Annotated in this window: 23 protein-coding genes and 1 pseudogene; 7 read left to right on the top strand and 17 right to left on the bottom strand. The window is 37.6% G+C overall.

Translation table 11 applies throughout. The annotated features are described in order from the left end of the window. Both QWU_RS07535 and QWU_RS07540 read right to left on the bottom strand, forming a co-directional pair. A partial coding sequence (locus QWU_RS07535; protein ID WP_017196512.1) for a PBSX family phage terminase large subunit occupies window positions 1-1,176 on the bottom strand: 1,176 nt, incomplete at its 3' end. Next, window positions 1,157-1,486: a hypothetical protein gene (locus QWU_RS07540; protein ID WP_017196513.1), complete on the bottom strand. Its 330-nt coding sequence runs from the start codon at window positions 1,484-1,486 to the stop codon at window positions 1,157-1,159. The genes QWU_RS07540 and QWU_RS07535, both read right to left, overlap by 20 nt. Window positions 1,487-1,688: 202 nt before the next feature. Between QWU_RS07540 and QWU_RS07545 the strand changes: the two genes are divergently transcribed. Beyond that, the gene (locus QWU_RS07545; RefSeq protein ID WP_006590334.1) at window positions 1,689-2,315 is read left to right on the top strand and encodes a hypothetical protein; all 627 of its coding nucleotides are present in this window, start codon (window positions 1,689-1,691) and stop codon (window positions 2,313-2,315) included. Window positions 2,316-2,324: 9 nt separating this feature from the next. Here QWU_RS07545 and QWU_RS07550 read toward each other — a convergent pair whose 3' ends face one another. The 11 genes from QWU_RS07550 to QWU_RS07600 form a co-directional block, all read right to left on the bottom strand. After that, window positions 2,325-2,822: a hypothetical protein gene (locus QWU_RS07550; protein ID WP_026017334.1), complete on the bottom strand. Its 498-nt coding sequence runs from the start codon at window positions 2,820-2,822 to the stop codon at window positions 2,325-2,327. A gap of 394 nt (window positions 2,823-3,216) precedes the next feature. Then, a complete protein-coding gene (locus tag QWU_RS07555) occupies window positions 3,217-3,735 on the bottom strand; it encodes a Panacea domain-containing protein (protein ID WP_244428455.1) in 519 nt (172 codons plus the stop codon). 67 nt (window positions 3,736-3,802) lie between these two features. Next, a complete protein-coding gene (gene ssb / locus QWU_RS07560; RefSeq protein ID WP_017196516.1) occupies window positions 3,803-4,243 on the bottom strand; it encodes a single-stranded DNA-binding protein in 441 nt (146 codons plus the stop codon). A 790-nt stretch (window positions 4,244-5,033) separates the two neighbouring features. After that, window positions 5,034-5,474, bottom strand: coding sequence for a hypothetical protein (locus QWU_RS07565; RefSeq protein ID WP_017196517.1), 441 nt, complete (start codon window positions 5,472-5,474; stop codon window positions 5,034-5,036). 85 nt (window positions 5,475-5,559) lie between these two features. Further along, complete coding sequence (locus QWU_RS07570; RefSeq protein ID WP_017196518.1) at window positions 5,560-6,351, bottom strand: Rha family transcriptional regulator; 792 nt, start codon at window positions 6,349-6,351, stop codon at window positions 5,560-5,562. Between the two features lie 77 nt (window positions 6,352-6,428). Then, window positions 6,429-6,728, bottom strand: coding sequence for a hypothetical protein (locus QWU_RS07575; protein ID WP_017196519.1), 300 nt, complete (start codon window positions 6,726-6,728; stop codon window positions 6,429-6,431). A 298-nt stretch (window positions 6,729-7,026) separates the two neighbouring features. Further along, a complete protein-coding gene (locus QWU_RS07580) occupies window positions 7,027-7,473 on the bottom strand; it encodes a hypothetical protein (protein WP_017196520.1) in 447 nt (148 codons plus the stop codon). A 180-nt stretch (window positions 7,474-7,653) separates the two neighbouring features. After that, a complete protein-coding gene (locus tag QWU_RS07585; RefSeq protein WP_006590324.1) occupies window positions 7,654-8,115 on the bottom strand; it encodes a hypothetical protein in 462 nt (153 codons plus the stop codon). Continuing rightward, window positions 8,060-9,133 carry a DUF1376 domain-containing protein gene (locus tag QWU_RS07590; RefSeq protein ID WP_006590323.1) on the bottom strand — a complete coding sequence of 358 codons (1,074 nt, stop codon included), beginning with the start codon at window positions 9,131-9,133 and terminating at the stop codon, window positions 8,060-8,062. Before QWU_RS07590 ends, QWU_RS07585 begins: the two co-directional genes overlap by 56 nt. Continuing rightward, window positions 9,123-9,464, bottom strand: a complete 342-nt coding sequence (locus QWU_RS07595) for a DUF1376 domain-containing protein (protein ID WP_006590322.1) — start codon at window positions 9,462-9,464, stop codon at window positions 9,123-9,125. The genes QWU_RS07590 and QWU_RS07595 overlap by 11 nt, the downstream gene beginning before the upstream one ends. Next, window positions 9,454-9,927, bottom strand: a complete 474-nt coding sequence (locus QWU_RS07600) for a crossover junction endodeoxyribonuclease RuvC (protein ID WP_017196523.1) — start codon at window positions 9,925-9,927, stop codon at window positions 9,454-9,456. Before QWU_RS07600 ends, QWU_RS07595 begins: the two co-directional genes overlap by 11 nt. 75 nt (window positions 9,928-10,002) lie before the next feature. On the opposite strand from QWU_RS07600, the gene QWU_RS07605 reads away from it, so the two are divergent. Beyond that, complete coding sequence (locus tag QWU_RS07605) at window positions 10,003-10,827, top strand: hypothetical protein (RefSeq protein WP_017196524.1); 825 nt, start codon at window positions 10,003-10,005, stop codon at window positions 10,825-10,827. Here the strand turns inward: QWU_RS07605 and QWU_RS07610 are convergent. From QWU_RS07610 to QWU_RS07625, 4 genes are read right to left on the bottom strand one after another with little or no spacing between them, the layout of a single operon-like run. After that, window positions 10,801-11,505, bottom strand: a complete 705-nt coding sequence (locus tag QWU_RS07610) for a hypothetical protein (RefSeq protein WP_244428383.1) — start codon at window positions 11,503-11,505, stop codon at window positions 10,801-10,803. The genes QWU_RS07605 and QWU_RS07610 overlap by 27 nt on opposite strands. After that, on the bottom strand, window positions 11,450-12,583 hold the full coding sequence (locus QWU_RS10420; protein WP_050980789.1) for a hypothetical protein: 1,134 nt from the start codon (window positions 12,581-12,583) through the stop codon (window positions 11,450-11,452). Before QWU_RS10420 ends, QWU_RS07610 begins: the two co-directional genes overlap by 56 nt. Window positions 12,584-12,604: 21 nt before the next feature. Next, window positions 12,605-12,745, bottom strand: a complete 141-nt coding sequence (locus tag QWU_RS10060) for a hypothetical protein (protein WP_017196526.1) — start codon at window positions 12,743-12,745, stop codon at window positions 12,605-12,607. 10 nt (window positions 12,746-12,755) lie between these two features. Further along, window positions 12,756-13,070, bottom strand: coding sequence for a hypothetical protein (locus QWU_RS07625; protein ID WP_017196527.1), 315 nt, complete (start codon window positions 13,068-13,070; stop codon window positions 12,756-12,758). Between the two features lie 94 nt (window positions 13,071-13,164). Here QWU_RS07625 and QWU_RS07630 point away from each other — a divergent pair, with 94 nt between their 5' ends. From QWU_RS07630 to QWU_RS07650, 5 genes and pseudogenes are all read left to right on the top strand, one after another. Next, window positions 13,165-13,491 carry a hypothetical protein gene (locus QWU_RS07630; RefSeq protein WP_017196528.1) on the top strand — a complete coding sequence of 109 codons (327 nt, stop codon included), beginning with the start codon at window positions 13,165-13,167 and terminating at the stop codon, window positions 13,489-13,491. A gap of 220 nt (window positions 13,492-13,711) precedes the next feature. Beyond that, window positions 13,712-14,130: pseudogene (locus QWU_RS09445) on the top strand (hypothetical protein). Window positions 14,131-14,179: 49 nt separating this feature from the next. Continuing rightward, window positions 14,180-14,509: an antA/AntB antirepressor family protein gene (locus QWU_RS09450; protein WP_006590313.1), complete on the top strand. Its 330-nt coding sequence runs from the start codon at window positions 14,180-14,182 to the stop codon at window positions 14,507-14,509. Window positions 14,510-14,534: 25 nt separating this feature from the next. Further along, entirely contained in the window at window positions 14,535-15,362 is an 828-nt protein-coding gene (gene bet, locus QWU_RS07645; protein WP_006590312.1) for a phage recombination protein Bet, read from the top strand. A gap of 1 nt (window position 15,363) precedes the next feature. After that, window positions 15,364-15,987 (top strand): lambda exonuclease family protein, encoded by a 624-nt coding sequence (locus tag QWU_RS07650; protein ID WP_017196530.1) that lies wholly within the window; start codon window positions 15,364-15,366, stop codon window positions 15,985-15,987. Window positions 15,988-16,094: the final 107 nt, after the last annotated feature.

Raw genomic sequence — 16,094 nt, forward strand, 5'->3', positions numbered from 1 at the left:
GCCACGCTTCTCATCCCATTTCTCATGATACCAGCTAAGTGCCTTACGACCCGCTACCGTCGTCTCCTCGTGAAACCAAACTGAAGGCAAAATACGTCGCACCGCCTCTATACGCATCTTAACCGCCCCTGCCCCTTGATTAGGGATCACTTGCGTTTCAAAGCCCGCATCATTTAAAGCACTCTCAAAACTCACATTGTGCACACGGTCTCTGGTCGCACCGTCATGAGGCAAAACCATCAATGCCTTCTCATAACCATTTTGACGCAACCAACCGATATGTTCTGATAAAGGCTGTCCTTGTGCTTCGTAATAATCGAGAACTCTGATTTCTCGCCCCACAAACTGCGCTATCCATATCGCTGTTGCATCTGCCTTGGCTCCTGTTCCCCCAATATCCCAAAAGGCGCGTATTTGCATTAAAGGATCACGAGCAACACGCCCTATTCGCCCCTCTTGCTCAGCTGCCAACATTTCCTTTTGATAGTAAGCACCTTGAACCGCTGTAAGATAAGCCCCCTCCCAAATATGCTTATAGGTCTCGGGGCGGTTTCTCAGATCATCTAATCGCGCTTCATTCAAGATCTTTGGAAACTTCGGATTGTCTGACCAGTTGATCTCTACACGCTTAATTGCCCCATTGTCTGAAAAGCGAAACCGCTTCTCAACGGGGGCATTCTCACGCAACGGGTTCCATGTCACCCATAACTCTGCTCTCCACCCCTCTCCCTCTTCTCGCAAAGTCGGTATAAGCGTTTGCCAAGCCGTCTCTGTAACGGGCTCTGCCTCATCAACCCAACAAAGCAAAATACGCCCCATAGATTTGATACTTGCAATATTGCGGTCAAGACCAGAAAACTGAAAGGCTATACGACCATCTATCGACTTAATCGACGACTCCCCAACCTTGTAATAGTCCTTTAAAAAGTCATGCGCTTCAATGGCGCGTTTAATCTCCTCCAATGAACTTTCTGCCAAAGAATTTTGAAACTGCCGTGCACAAAGAATAGTGCCTGATATCCCTTGCATACCAAATTGATAGCCTTTTAAAGCAGCCATCAAGGCAAATGATCTTGTCTTTCCAGATCCTCTCCCTCCCCAAGCAGCACGCACCAAAGCCTTACCTGTAAATATCGGTATAAGCTTTGGAACAATATTAATCTGTCGTGTCGTCATTCACTAAAGGCGCGATTTCTACACGCGTTATCATCTTAACAGCTCCCCCATCTTTACCTGTCACTTGCAAAGGCAACACCTTACCAAGCAACGCTAAATAAGCCGCTGGACATTCTATAGCCTGCTTTTCCAAATAAGAGATCAAACCATCCTTGCCAATTTTATTCCCAGCATTCTCAGCAGCCTTAACCACTGCTTCTTTTAAAATGCGCGTCATTTTATTGGGAACACCTTTGACACGCCCTTGACCTGCCTTTGGTGGTATACGCTTTTTAATGGGTTGTGGATCCTGCTGTGTATTTTCTGTCATAAAATACGCCCTCCAGATAATAAAAAACCCCGCATTTGCGGGGATTTCGAACTGTACATTTCCCTCTCTAGACACAATACGCCTAAGTACAGCAACGTCATTAAATACGATTTGCAACAATTTGTCAACACAAAAATAACACATATTGATATATTCAAAGGGAATCTGTTAAACAGCGCTTATAAATAATTAAGGGTTCAAAATGATGAAATCATTATCCATAACACGCATCATAACATTTATAGCTTTCTTTTCTATATCAGCGCTACCTGCATCAGCGTCATTTGGATTTATAGACAAATTGACGCGTATGTTTACAAGTGTAGATACTATAGAGAAGTATAATCAACTTTACGACAAATACGCGAGTAAAGAATATACTGGCTTTACGCATTTTAATAAGCTAAGCCAAGCACAAGAATTTGTATACAGCCGTGGCCATCATAAGATGCCTTCCAAATTTGATCCTGTATTGCATCGTCACGTATTCGTTATTTTATGTGGACGCTTTGTGAATTTATTGCGGGGTGAGTATAATGAAGAAATGTCATGGGCAATGCTACCCAATGTAATAAGTCGTTTACGTTATGAACATAATTGGAGTGAAAGAGATTTTATGTGGGCATACAACGAATCCAATAACAGCAAAAATCCAATGATTTATTATGCAAAAAAATTTCTTAGTAATTCGACTGGAACTGGCATTAGCCCCAAAACACAAATGATAGTTGTAGTATCTGACGTGAGCACCGGTGATTATGAAAACACTAAACAAGTCGCTAGATTTTGCAGAGACTTACCAACGATATATGATATAATGAAACCGTAATAGAGATTGTCATTTACGATCAAAATGCTTTTGAAGCGCATCAAGAGCAACCCGCAGTGAATTCACAAGATGTGGTAGCATTTGATCTTCTATAACGAGGTACTGTAGCGCTGCGTAAAGATTGTACTGTCTATAAAGACACTGGGCTTCTTTTAGTGCCTCTTGCATATTAGAAAACTGTTCTGTTGCAAATTCTACCCACTTATCCCTTGCCTTATCATCTGCTGATGAGGGCATTTCATCATAAACAGCACTTGGCAAGCCTTTTGCGCACAAATAGTCGTTTCTTATCTGTAAATACTGTTGCGCGGCGTCATATTGCTCTTGTGTAAGCACGCCTTGCAAACAAAGTCGCCCTATGTAAGTACTAGAGAGCGGATTTTTTGCCTCTTGTAGCGTTAAACCAAAGCGTTTTGCACGTATCTCTATTGCCAATTTATCAACAGATTCACGTGGTGTTTTTGCACGTGTTATACGACCATTTGGCTCTCTTACCTGCCCTATAATCTTAGGGCGTCCCCTCTTTTTGTTTTTTTCACTTATGTCCCCAGATTCCTGTTTAATATTTTGCCAAATTTCCTCTGCTTTTGACTTGAACTTTAGACTATAAAAGAATAACGAAACCAGAATGATCGATATTATAATTATAAAAACTCGCTTAATTTCTAAATGACTTTCATCCCAAAATAGTTCTATGGACAAAGTTAAAAGCGTACCCAATAAAGTCCCCATTATTCCATGAAAACGACATGCAGACGTTGCTTGATCTTTTAATAGATTTATTTCTTGTTCTGTAACAGCATAATGAACAGTTCTCCTCGGAAGACAATCTGCAATCACTCTAACAGATTGATTTCCAACAGCATCACTTGCACGTTGAAGTTGCTTAAGATGAAGGTGTTTATTTTTTTTCCGGCTCTTGTAAATACCCGTTAATTTTTTGTGTGAAATATTCTTTGATGTCATCGTCTTGTAGCTTCACACCAAATTGCCCACAATCATATACTCTCTCCCATGGTGATCCATTCTCATGAGATTCATTGCGCAAGCGCCAAGGTGAAAAATTTTTATAAGCATTCCAGACGATCTCTAATAACTTAACTGTATATTTATCAGCGGATTCTTTAGGAATTTTAGGAATCAAAATTTCTCCTGTCTCTAAATCAACTGTTCGAGAATAGCAATCGATAAAACGCCTTCCCCAATCTTTAAACTCATGATAAAGAGCCGGAATCACGGGACCATGCTGCCATGCTTCTATACGATCAGGAAAGAGACGCTTACCTGTAGCTGCTAACATCCATCCATACGCAAGATACACCAGTTTAATGAGCTTCATAGGAGAAATTGGGATATTCTCTTCACGTCCCTTTTCAAGAAAGAAGTTAGCAATTTGCTGAACTTGGTACATATCATTCATACCCCACAAAATATACAACTTTACAGAATTGCTTTAACATGATCACTTTCCTCATTCAATAATATCCTTAAAAAGGAACACGGTCATTCATAACGGTATGGGGCATATCAAGAGGTCTATGAAAGCTTCTGTCATAAGGTGATGATTGCTTTTGATCATCATCATTTTTGCCATCTAAAAGCTTTAACTCGCCTTTGTATTTAGGTAAAATGACCTCTGTTACATACCGATCAACACCGTTTTTATCTTGCCATTTACGGGTTTGGAGCTGCCCTTCAATATAGACTTTGCTTCCTTTATGGAGATATTGGAGTGCTATTTTTGCAAGATGTGGATTAAACACCACAATGGAATGCCATTCGGTTTTGTCTACTTTCTTATTGGTTGCCTTATCTGTATAGCTCTCGGACGTTGCCATTCGGAAATTGACCACCTCACCACCAGATGACATTGTTTTGCACTCGGGATCAGCACCTAGATAACCAATTAAAATCACTTTATTAAGCATGCACTTGATATCCTTTATGGGGAAATGACACGTCACAACCAAACAAATTTACAACTGATGATAATATAACACATTACGGGTTATATTGACAAATAAAATCTATTGTAACATACTGAATCTAAATAATGAATCACATTTTTATTTTCTTTGTTTGTTTGCTTTTTATACGAAGTGTGTAATGTAGATCCTTCGCCTTCTTTAGAGGATGATAGAAAACAGAACTGTATCTATAAAAGCCGTGTCTTTAAAGGCACGGTTTTTTTATTCGCTATCATTTGATTGCTTAAAGTGATTAGAGGCTTAAAAAGCATGGTTATAAACGTGAAATAAAAAAACCTTGCCATCTAAAGATGGACAAGGTCTCCAGTTTTTTAAATCTTTATCAGTTTAGCACAATTTGTTTTAAGGTGCAAATAGAATTAAAATAAATTTGCTTTTATACACGTTTTGTATTAGATTATTTCACATAGTCTGCATTGCAAAACAATAAGATAAAAGCCGTGCCAAAATAAATTGGCACGGCTTTGTTTTATGATATCTTAAAGAAATAGCGTTTTAACTATAGAATGATTAAAAACAACGCCACCATGACGTTGCAAATCAATAATAGCCCGATGTATTTTAAAATTCAATTTGATAAAAACGCTCTTGCGTTTATACACAGAATATGTAACATGTCTCATGAATTGTGAATTTTCTCCCAAAAAGCCGCGTTCATAAGGACACGGCTTTTTTTATTCTATCTTTTAGACGCCACAGCCGCTTTAATCAATTCCTCTACAGTCTTTATCTATCTACAAAAGGATATTAAACCTGTAGAAATCTCTTTTCTTCCTGTAACCCATGCCCCCAAAATAAGTTGCGTATCTCCCAAAACACGCGCCCTGCCACCAATAATTGCCTTTCCATAAGCACGTACATTGCCATAAACCTTTGCAAACCCATTAACACACGCCTCATCACAAATTATTGCATTTTCAAAAACCTTCGCATGCCCCCAAACCATAGCAGCATTATAAACCTTGGCATCATCACCAACCCAGCAACTGCCATCATGTGATAAGTTGTATTCACTTTCAATAAAGCCCCCTAAATCTCCTTTTTTTACACCTCCAAAACTTCTTAAAGCTCTAATGCGATAAAGTGTTCTAACTCTACCATAGAGATGGTCTTTAACTTCTGTAGTTTCATTAGTAAGTTCATATTTTTTGGATACATTTTTAGTGGTCATAGGTAGCTCCTAATCTAATATTCGATTAATTTGTAAATGAGATGAGATGTTTTAAAGAGGCGCCCCCGCACCGCCGTTTTTTTAATTATTGCATATTTCCATGGATTTGCTCTCTTAATAAAGCCAATCCTTTTGTTGTTATTTTTGTTGACGGTACTGTTTTTTCTGTACCATCGTTTTTTTGAATAGTGATAACAGGACAATCCATAAGACCTTTTTTAATCTTATCTTGATAGGGTAACAGGGGGGCGCCAGGCGCTCTTCTGTAAGCCCAGCCATATCTTCGCAAATAATCTGTTAAATCTTTAGGTCTTACTTCCAATATTTTTGCTGCCTCTACAATCCCAAATAAGCCATCCGAACGCTTTAAACCATCAAGAGCTATTGCTTTTGGTTTTAACTCTGCAATGATGATGTCTTTACGCTCATTTTCATTTTTTAGATGAGTTAATACACCTAACATTACCTGAGGACTTGAATAATCGATTTGTGGTGTAACTTGCTTTTCTAATTCTTGCCAACGGTCTATAATTTTTGCACGTAAAGCGGTGCTGTAACCAGAAACTAAGATGAGGCATTCACGTTTGGGGAGGTTGTAACAAGGGAGAGTACGACCAGTTGAATCTTTATAGACCCCTGCAAAATCACTCAGCCCAAATTTGGGCTCAGTAAAATCAGCCCCCCCAAATTTGGGGAGACCCCCTATAGGGTATAATTCCTCAAGCATTTTCTTAATATCACGCATAACATGTTTATGTTGCTTACCACACAACTCTGCAATTTCAACACTAGACATTGTTTGAATGCTATCATCTATTTTGATTTGATTTACATCTATTGAGTTTTTTTGATTTACATTGATTAAATTTTGTGACATCTTTCCCTTCCCTATTTATTTTTTCTTTTATCTACAAAAGTTAAAAAGCAGGCGCCCCCGCCGCGCCTGTACCATTTTCACGCTGCCTCGTTTATGCTATGTACATTATCAAAATCAGGTCTATAAGCTTTTAAAAGAGGCGCTATTGATTGAATTGGTTCAGAATGACCAAATTCTGTAATAATTGCTAAAATTTTTGTAAAATTAGGCATTTCGTTTTGTAATTTTAAAACCAAAACCTTTTCTAAATCTGCCATTAATTCAACTAAAGCATTGCTATATTCATCTTCAGTATAATCAGTGTTAACTTCTTTACACACTGCCATCCACAAATCACATAAGAAATCAGTGGTTATTTGGATTTCGTTTTTTGTCATGATAAATTCTTTCTATTGGTTAGAAGTTTTTAATTGACAGCCCATAAGGGCGCCGGGCGCTAAAAACACGGCCAATAGTCCGCCGCTATACTTTTCCCTCGCGAAGGGTATTGTATGGTATAGCTACACCCGACAAAATCGTTATATGCTAATGATAGCATAAAATAAAGTCAGTATTCTAAAGGTATGGGAGAAACCTTATCGTGGTTTATCCGCTATTGGATTCGTGGTTTTTAAGCACTTGTCGACCTTTCTAAACGACCTTTTCTTTAAAGTCAATACGTATTTTTTATTTTTTTCACTTTTTTTCATTTTGATACTTACCTAATTGAATATCAAGTGCTTTTTCTAGCTCTCTGTCTACCTCTTCACAAGACAATGGATACCCCCATTCTCCATCATTCGTTATCTCACAAATCAACTGATTACCGTTTGTACGTTTTTTGATTTTCCCATTTACCTCACCTATCAACGCTTCAAAATTCAAAATGTTTTTTGGCAAATCACCTCCATAAATCCATGCTTTCACTTGAGCCTTGGTACTGTAATCAACTTTGTTAGGTATTTCATGATACTGTCCACCATCGAACTCCTCATATTCCCTCATCCCATCTTCATATTCGTAAAGGTTGTAAAAATACTCAGCTACCCCTAATCCCCATGGGGCATATCCCACCGCCGTCGCTATAAACTTTTTGGGTCTTGATTTACGATTTGTTAAGAACACATGTTGTAAAATTCGCATGTTTAAAACCTTAATTTTACCTATGGGTTTATTTGCCTCAAAACGGATCGTACAGAAGCGTTTTTAATTCAATGTGGTTTCCTATCACAAAATCTTTAAATCGCTTTGTACGGTGCCTTTCTGTCAATTTAAACGCATATCTATTCTCAAAATCATCAGAAAACTTCACTACTTTGCTGTTTATCCTTCAATGCCCTTTAAAACCTCTTCAAGTTCTTTTTGAACCTTTTCTATACGTTCTGATGGCATCGGTGCCTTTTGATTTGTTCCTTTTTCAGGCTTTTCAAGGTTCTTTAGAAGGCGATCTGCACGAAAGCGAATATCGCTTTCAAGCTTTTCGCAGTAACGATAAAAATCTGCTGTTGATGGCATAAAGGTTGCATTTAATCCCTCTGCTTTGCCTTTCAACGCGTTCTTTGTTGCCGTTTGCAATACCCAGCTGCTTATGCCTTCAAGAGCGTAAAGATACGCAAGCGCTGTCGCTTTCTCATCTGATCCCATGGGGCTCTTAAGTCCATTTGAAAGGACAAGATACGTGGTTTGAATTTCTTCTTCAGTCGCTTTCTTTTCAAGCTTTTGCAACGCATCATGGACTAATGAGGTAACTCTCTCCGCTTCTGCAATCAATGGTTTTTGCCCCATTTTCCAAAGGAACGGTGGTTCGGTTGTCATCCTCGAATAAAAATTTGTACACACTATCTGAATTTTTGATATTGGACATGTGCTGTGCAACGCGATAACTCCATCCACGCTGCTGTTCTGTTGTTCCAGTGCTTGGCTTTCCATAGTTTTTTCCTTTCTGTAAATCTTCAATTGCCTTGCGTACCCAGTTGCGCCACGTTGCTTGCCAATCACGCTTACTAGCGTCCTTACCTGCCTTGGCATTCCAATAATCTCGAAATTTTGCGATTTCGACTTTCACACGCTCCGGAAGCAAGCCCTCTGCAATGGCAAAATCGTAATCGGGTTCAAAATCCGCAGGCAATCGACAGCCTCTATCGGTTTTAACCCGCTTGGCTTTCTTAGGAACGCTTTCTTGCTCGTGAATGATTGGTTGGTTGGTTTCTAACGTTTCGATTTGTTCTGATTGGCTATCAACATCACACTCGATTGGCTCGTCAACCAAATCGGTTGTTTCTAAATCTTCAAAATCAATTTCTTTTTTTAATAAAACGTTAGTTTTATTTTTTTTATATATATTGTTATTGTTAATGTTATTGTGCATTTCCAAGCATTGCTCATGCATTGCTTGTGCATTGCTTGTGCATTGCATATGCATTTCACTAGCATCATGATTGCTTTTATCTTTGTTTTTATCCCATCTTGCCTTTGCTGCTTTTGAAGCCTTTTCTGAAGATTTATCTAAATTCTCATTGCAATTTAGTAACTCTTCCTCAACTTGTGCACTCCATAAATTTCCATTTTCTAATCGAATAATTAATTTTTTTCGAATGAGTTTTTCTAATGACTTTTTAAAAATTTGTACTGAACAGCCAACAGCACGTGCTAAAACAGAAGCATCATCATAAAGCGGTTCACAAGTTCTATACATAAAAGCAGTGAGTGTACTATAAGTCGCTTTTTCTGCTGCATCAGTGCCAGCAAAGTCCATAATCCACTCTTGATAAAAATTACGTACCCAAGGTAATTTATTTGCCATCATTCCCCTCCCCCTCTTGAATAAAAGCTGCTTCCTTTAATGCTTCTTCTGCTTTTAACTCCTCTTCAACATCTAAATTCCACAAGCAACCATCTGCTAAACGAATGAAATATCCTTCTTCAAGCAAAACATTCAGTGCCGCTTCAAACTTCTTCACTGAATAACCAGTGTAATGAGATAAAACTTTAATATTATAAAAAAGAGGTTCACCAGTATGCAACATACGTAACCGTAATCGCATATAGATATTGCCCTCTACAGCAGGCAAATATGCAAGATCAAGTAGCCACTTGTCTGCAAAAAGCCTCGTCCATGGTAATTTACTGGACATACCCCAATTCCCTTTCTTTAACTAAATATAAAATTGCTAAAGCATCTGCTTCGTTATCATCTTTCGGATTGTGCCCTTTTGCACGCACCGCCTTAATCATCTCTTCTTTCGACGCATTCCCCTTACCTGTCGTCGCTTTCTTAATCGTACAAACCGGTATACCCTCATACGGTATCTGATGCTGTTCACACCAAGCCGTTAGGTGACCTAATAAACCACCGTACACATGCGCTGCATCGGTTCCAACATGACGCCTCACCTCCTCAAAATAAACCGCGTCAATGTTACCTGCTGTCTGCTTTATTTCTGTAAGCCATCTCTTAAAGCGTAAATAACGCATCCCACCGCCTTCAAAACGGCGTGATTTAAAATCAACGGTGCCACTAAATATGTCACCTCTCCCTCCACACATCGCCCACCCCGTTTTGGTACCTAGATCAAAACAAAGAATCGTGTTATTCACCGCACCTCTCCATACAAAACGTGTTTTATAGAAGTGTTTTTTTCCGAAAATGAAGGAAAGAAGGGTGTGAGAAGTATGCAAGCGGTTTTAAATTGGATAGAACAGCATCCTGTATTATTTTCCGCGTTTTCTGTATTATTTTCAGCACTTTCTTCGGTTGGTGCTTTATTATCAGCAATTTTTGCTTTTCTTTCTATTAAACAGACATTTAAATTAAGAAAAAAAGATCGAATAGAAGCTGAAAAATTGAGAAAGGAAGATCTAGAAAAGTTTAAAACTGAATTAGCTAATGCCATGGACATAGCTAAATCAACTAAACAACAAGCACAAGCGCTAGAAAAGCTTACCAACGTTCTAGAAAAACAGACAGAAATTTTAGAGCAAAGAAAACTTAATGTTTTATCACAATATATGCGAACATATAAAGATCCCGATAGTGACGTATTTTTATTTATCGATATAGCTTTATTCATTGCAAATCCTACAAAACAACCAATTACAATCAATTCGATTAGTATAAATAAAGACAGCCTTTTTAGATTTATTCATGCAACATATAGTGTATCCTATCCTTTTCCTCCTTATAAAAAGGTACACACCATCTCCCCCAAAAATTTCAAACTTCTCTGTTTAAAAAAACCTAAAGTAGAACCTGAAATATATGATACTCTTAATGTATTTAGCCTTGATGTTTCCAGCTCGCTATACTTGGTTCTTACTATCGCACCTATAAATAATAATACACCATCTAGACTAACATTCACTTTAGAACACACTGCCGTAGATCCTCAAAATCCACCAGAAAAAGTGAATTTTCCCGTCCGCGATATTCAATACTTTGAACCAGAACCAGAATTCTTACAGCTGTTACGTTCAAAGAATAATGGTTTTCCAATTTGAACAATAACGCTGTTGTTCCTCAATACTTTTTTCAGCCAACTCGGCCCATGTCAGTGGCTTTGGCCTCACAAGATGAAATAATAAATATTGCGATCTATCCCATTTATTAACTTCTTCAATTGTAACGGTTTTTTTTGCCATAAACCATGTATGGACATCGTTAATAATTTGAATTGCTTCATTCTTTCTCTGTTCATCCATCATCAATTGTTGCAATATCTTTCGTGCTCTATCATCATCTTTTTCATCACTATATTCATTTATAATTGGAGCTTTGTTTACAAACTCTCTTACAAGCGCACGAACATCTTCAGGCTCTTGAAGATTGTCATTAATATTTTCATATTCAGTCAAATATTCTTGCTCTTTAGATTTCTTCTGTTCAGATTCCAACAAACGTTCTTGCACTTTTTGTTGCAATTGCTGCAATTGTTGTATTTTCTCTTCATTTTCTGCTAGTTGTCCTTCCATCAACGCTTTTTGTGACGCTATTAACTCATCTCGTTCTTTTATCGCTTGTCTAAGCATTTTTATGTTTTTAAAATTGGTATAAACCGCATAACATGAACACAAATTAGCAATACAAGATATAATAAGTGCAATTAAGCCCATCCCTCTCTCCTCACTTACCCTTCTTCTCAGAAGAGCTAGTTTTATTACTAAAAGACATTTCTCCACTATGAACTAAAGTACCACCGCCAATGCTTTCTGTAGTAACACGTGTATCACCACGAACAGTTGCATTTTCATAAACTTTTCCAGTGCCACAAATTAATGCTTCATCATAAACTTGTGCATTGCCGTGAACTTGGGCCTTATTAGTAACGGTAGCATAACCGTAAACTTTGGCATCTTCATAAACCTGTGATGAACCCCAAATCTCTGCATTTTCATACACATGCGCATTCCCATAAACCTTGGCATTCCCACCAATAATTACCTTTCCATAAGCCTGTGCTTTATCATAAACTTGAGCATTGGAGTAAACTTGAGCATCACTAAAAACCATAGCATCTCCACCAACCCAACAGTCACCATCATGACTAAGGTTTCTTTCTTTCGCTATCCAGCCTCCTAAATCACCTTTTTTAATGATTCCAAAGTCTTTTAATGCGCGAATACGATGTAGAATATGCGTACAACCACCTTTCTCACCACTGTGTTTGTATTCTTTTATTTCACCAGTGAATTCGTACTTCTTAGTTGGATCAACTGCTACAACATTATCTTTAAGCTCTTGTTTAAGCCTCTCAATTTCCTCAACACGGGATTGAACTTCTGCGTTTATTATCTGTATAAGCTCACCCCGCATTTTTAGCTCTTCTTTATCCTCATGATTCCGTTGATTCAATTTTTCAATTTCCGCATCGCGTGATTGAATATCTGCTTTTAAGGAAGCTATAATTCCATCTTTCCGTTCGAAGCTTTCATTACATTCATCTATCTTCTGCTCCAGTTCTTTAATTACAATATCACGTTTTTTAATAGTTTCATTATGCGCTTTAAGGGTATTGTTATAATCTTCAATTTCTCTATTATGTTCTTTAATAACTCTACTTTTTTCTTCAATAGCAGCATCACGTTCCATAACTGCTCTATTCTGCTCTTTAACCGCAGTATCACGTTCCATAATTGCTCTATTCTGCCCTTTAACCGCAGCATCACGTTCCATAACTGCCCTATTCTGCTCTTTTAACCGCAGCATCACGTTCCATAACTGCCCTATTCTGCTCTTTAACCGCAGCATCACGCTCATGAGTAAGCTCTACAGTTTCTCTTAAAAATTCATTTTTTTCTTTTTTGCCTCCTCTTTTAGATCTTTAACCTGCTCGCGATAAGAAAAAGCAAACCGCAATATTCCTGCACTGATAAACAACATTACAACAAGTGCTATTGGTAAAATTTCATTTAAACTCATTTTGATCTCCTTAATGCTGCAAAGTCTCACCCGCGCTATCAACGCTGGAACTTTTGCAAATTTTCGACAATGGGGGACGCTCTTGCATTAATGACTGCAAGCGCTCGGGATAAAAAAAATCTTCTGGACGTAAATCTATCCCATGCTCACGGGCGTAGTTTAATAATTGCGCCTGATAAATTGAAGGAAATAACCCATTAGCACCACCTTTCTCTTTAGAATAAGTGATACGATAAACAGCGCCTTTACATTTCTGCAAAATACGCGAAACATTAACAGCCCCCCCTAAATATTTTATTATGGTATACGCAGGTTCTTTTTTCATAACAATAAAATTTCATATTCTGTGAATTTTATCAAGATAAAAATTCAGTTTTTTTTTATTGATTTTTCATATCACATGAAAGAGCTTTATCCTTATGGAATCGGATCAGTTAAAAGCATGGCTTAATGAGCAATTAGCTAAAAATGGGCACGGCAGCAAAAAAATGCTAGCTAAACATTTAGGGGTATTGCCATCTACTTTATCCAACATGCTAAGTAATTCAGCAAAAAATAAACCAATAAAACCTAGATTAATAAAAGCGGACGAACTAATAAAGATTATTGATTTTTTTGGTGAAATCCCACCTTTTTTAATAAAAGAATCTGAACAATTTATTCGTCTTTATTACCAAGCAAAACCTGAAGTTCAGAAAGCTGTTTTAACGATTCTTCAAAATTCTTGTTCTTTAGACAAAGAATAATAGCTGCCATAACTTTTTTATCTCCATAATTCCAAAGTTTTTCTAACATTGTATTATCCATAATTAATTTTTACCTTTACAAAATTTCATATTTTATGAATTTTTTTTATTGACACCGTTCATTAAATATGAAATATACAAACACCATACCCCGAAAAAAAAACCTATGTCAAGGCGTTTTTTTCAAAATGTATTTAAATATTTTGGTATGGAGGCATTTGTGAAAAAACCAGTGTTTATAAATTCTGATGAAATTCTCTTAGTGATGTGCAATGATGAGAGAGACAATATTGCTAAATCTGGACCTTTCTTCGAAGAAAAAGACATTATCAACTTTATTGATGAAGCCGATAATGCTGTTCAAATCTTCCGTGTAGAACCAACGACTAATCGTTGCGAAGATATCTCTGAAGATCTCGCAGAATTCTATCTTAAAGAACGTGAAGAACAGTGTTTTAACGGAAACATTCCTCACGACTTTGTCACGCATAGTTCAGCATACGGTTTTTTTTAGAAGAAATCGAACAGCAGCGATATGAAGATGAAACATACGGTACTTATGAACAACAGCACCGTTTAACCCTTTGGGATGTCATTCCAAACTACCCTCACTATACACACTACAGAGGGCGTTTTTAAGAGCGCCCCCTTCTCTTATCAATATTGGTAATTCGAAGAGATTATAAAAATGGATAATCTTATCACTATTACAAATAACACCATTAACGAAGAAAGCGTTCAAACAGTCAACGCACGTGAATTGCATGCGTTCTTAGAGGCAAAACGTGACTTTTCCAATTGGATTAAGGACCGTATTACCAGATACAATTTTATAGAAGGACAAGATTTTATAAAAACACAAGATTTGCGGTCACCAAATTTGGCGAGCGCAAAATCTAGAGCTGTTATCGCAATTAATTACCATCTCACTTTGGAAATGGCAAAAGAACTTTCCATGGTAGAGCGTAATGAAAAAGGTAAACAAGCCCGTCAATATTTTATTGAATGCGAGCGGTGAATTGCGCGCAATGTAGGAAATCAAGATGAAAAATTCCACTCTTTTAAAAGAAATAGCAAGAAAATATGGATTTTCTGCTGAAGAATTTCAAACCACAATCATAAAAACTTGTATTGGAGATAAAAATGCTAGTGTCATCACTGATGCGGAATTTGCTATTTTTCTTTTTGTTGCCAAAACTTATGGACTTAATCCTTTAACTAAAGAAATTTATGTATTTCCTAAAAAAGGCGGCGGCATGATCCCTGTTGTTTCTATCGACGGTTGGATAAAGATCATCAAATCAAATCCTAACTTTGATGGCATGACCTTTCAAGATCAACTCGATAAGGATGGGAATCTCATTGCTATCAAATGTGCTATTCGTCTCAAAGGAATTAAGGATCCTATCGAAGTCACCGAATATCTCAAAGAATGCGAACAAGAAAAAAGTGAAGCATGGAAAAAATATCCAGCACGCATGCTACGTCACAAAGCCACTATACAATGTGCTCGCTATGCTTTCGGATTTTCTGGTATTTATGAAGAAGATGAAGCCGCACGTATCCATGAAGCAAACCATAACGTACAAACGAAGTTAGTTTCTTATGATGTGCTTACGCAAATCAAACAATTAATAAACATCACTCAAACAGAAGAGGAAAAAGTGCTTGATTATGCAAAAGTCGATAGGCTTGAAGATCTTCCTGATGAAATAGCACAAAGGATTTTGGATATTTTGCAAAAGAGAAAGAATGAAAAAGAACAATCTTTCCTACAACAAAAGCAAATAGAGGCGCCTATACAAGATGCCGAATATATTCACGTCCAAGATATAGAATATGCACCACAAGAACAAAGAACGGCGGTGTGAGATGGAACAAAGAACAGCAGAATGGTTTCAAGCACGCTTGGGTAAAGTCACCGCATCAAACATTTACAACATACTCAGTAAAACAGCAAAAGGATTGCCTACGAGCAAATATGAAGACTACAAAATCAAACTCATAACAGAGCGCTTAACAGGCGAAACAAGCCCCTATTATGAAACTGAAGATATGAGATGGGGCATTGAACATGAAGATGATGCCTTGAGAGAATATGGCTTCATTTATGATGCCAATATAATAAAATGCGGCTTTATAGAACACCCCACAATGGAAATGGCGGGGGCTAGCCCTGATGGTCTCATTGGAGAAGACGGTTTAATCGAAGTCAAATGCCCGAGATCAGTAACACATATGCGCTTTTGTATAAGTGACGAAATCAAACCAGAATATCACGCACAAATGCAATTCCAAATGGCTTGTACAGGACGAAAGTGGTGTGATTTTGTAAGCTTTGATCCACGTTTTGCTGGTGAATCCTTTCACTTGCGCATGAAAGTCAAGCGTGTTCTCCGTGATGATCAACAAATTGAACAGATCAATCAAGCTGTTGAAGCCTTTTTAGCGGAAATAGATCAAGACATGAAGCAGATCTTGGCAAGAGCTGCTTAACTCTATGGGGGTGCTTGTGTTAACGCATACCTCTTAGCACCCCCGCCCTTTCCTAACACTTTCAAGTAATGCGTGATTCACGCCACACGTGAATTGCATCTAAATGT

This window comes from Bartonella birtlesii IBS 325, from assembly GCF_000273375.1.
Lineage (GTDB): Bacteria > Pseudomonadota > Alphaproteobacteria > Rhizobiales > Rhizobiaceae > Bartonella > Bartonella birtlesii.

Coding starts and splice junctions, on each gene's coding strand:
- QWU_RS07630 (WP_017196528.1), top strand. CDS start 13,165: ATGGAATCGGATCAGTTAAAAGCATGGCTTAATGAGCAATTAGCTAAA.
- ssb (WP_017196516.1), bottom strand. CDS start 4,243: ATGCTTAATAAAGTGATTTTAATTGGTTATCTAGGTGCTGATCCCGAG.
- QWU_RS07545 (WP_006590334.1), top strand. CDS start 1,689: ATGATGAAATCATTATCCATAACACGCATCATAACATTTATAGCTTTC.
- QWU_RS07555 (WP_244428455.1), bottom strand. CDS start 3,735: ATGAATGATATGTACCAAGTTCAGCAAATTGCTAACTTCTTTCTTGAA.
- QWU_RS10060 (WP_017196526.1), bottom strand. CDS start 12,745: ATGAGTTTAAATGAAATTTTACCAATAGCACTTGTTGTAATGTTGTTT.
- QWU_RS07570 (WP_017196518.1), bottom strand. CDS start 6,351: ATGTCACAAAATTTAATCAATGTAAATCAAAAAAACTCAATAGATGTA.
- QWU_RS07565 (WP_017196517.1), bottom strand. CDS start 5,474: ATGACCACTAAAAATGTATCCAAAAAATATGAACTTACTAATGAAACT.
- bet (WP_006590312.1), top strand. CDS start 14,535: ATGAAAAATTCCACTCTTTTAAAAGAAATAGCAAGAAAATATGGATTT.
- QWU_RS09450 (WP_006590313.1), top strand. CDS start 14,180: ATGGATAATCTTATCACTATTACAAATAACACCATTAACGAAGAAAGC.
- QWU_RS10420 (WP_050980789.1), bottom strand. CDS start 12,583: ATGAGCGTGATGCTGCGGTTAAAGAGCAGAATAGGGCAGTTATGGAAC.
- QWU_RS07540 (WP_017196513.1), bottom strand. CDS start 1,486: ATGACAGAAAATACACAGCAGGATCCACAACCCATTAAAAAGCGTATA.
- QWU_RS07595 (WP_006590322.1), bottom strand. CDS start 9,464: ATGTCCAGTAAATTACCATGGACGAGGCTTTTTGCAGACAAGTGGCTA.
- QWU_RS07625 (WP_017196527.1), bottom strand. CDS start 13,070: ATGAAAAAAGAACCTGCGTATACCATAATAAAATATTTAGGGGGGGCT.
- QWU_RS07585 (WP_006590324.1), bottom strand. CDS start 8,115: ATGGGGCAAAAACCATTGATTGCAGAAGCGGAGAGAGTTACCTCATTA.
- QWU_RS07590 (WP_006590323.1), bottom strand. CDS start 9,133: ATGGCAAATAAATTACCTTGGGTACGTAATTTTTATCAAGAGTGGATT.
- QWU_RS07650 (WP_017196530.1), top strand. CDS start 15,364: ATGGAACAAAGAACAGCAGAATGGTTTCAAGCACGCTTGGGTAAAGTC.
- QWU_RS07580 (WP_017196520.1), bottom strand. CDS start 7,473: ATGCGAATTTTACAACATGTGTTCTTAACAAATCGTAAATCAAGACCC.
- QWU_RS07575 (WP_017196519.1), bottom strand. CDS start 6,728: ATGACAAAAAACGAAATCCAAATAACCACTGATTTCTTATGTGATTTG.
- QWU_RS07605 (WP_017196524.1), top strand. CDS start 10,003: ATGCAAGCGGTTTTAAATTGGATAGAACAGCATCCTGTATTATTTTCC.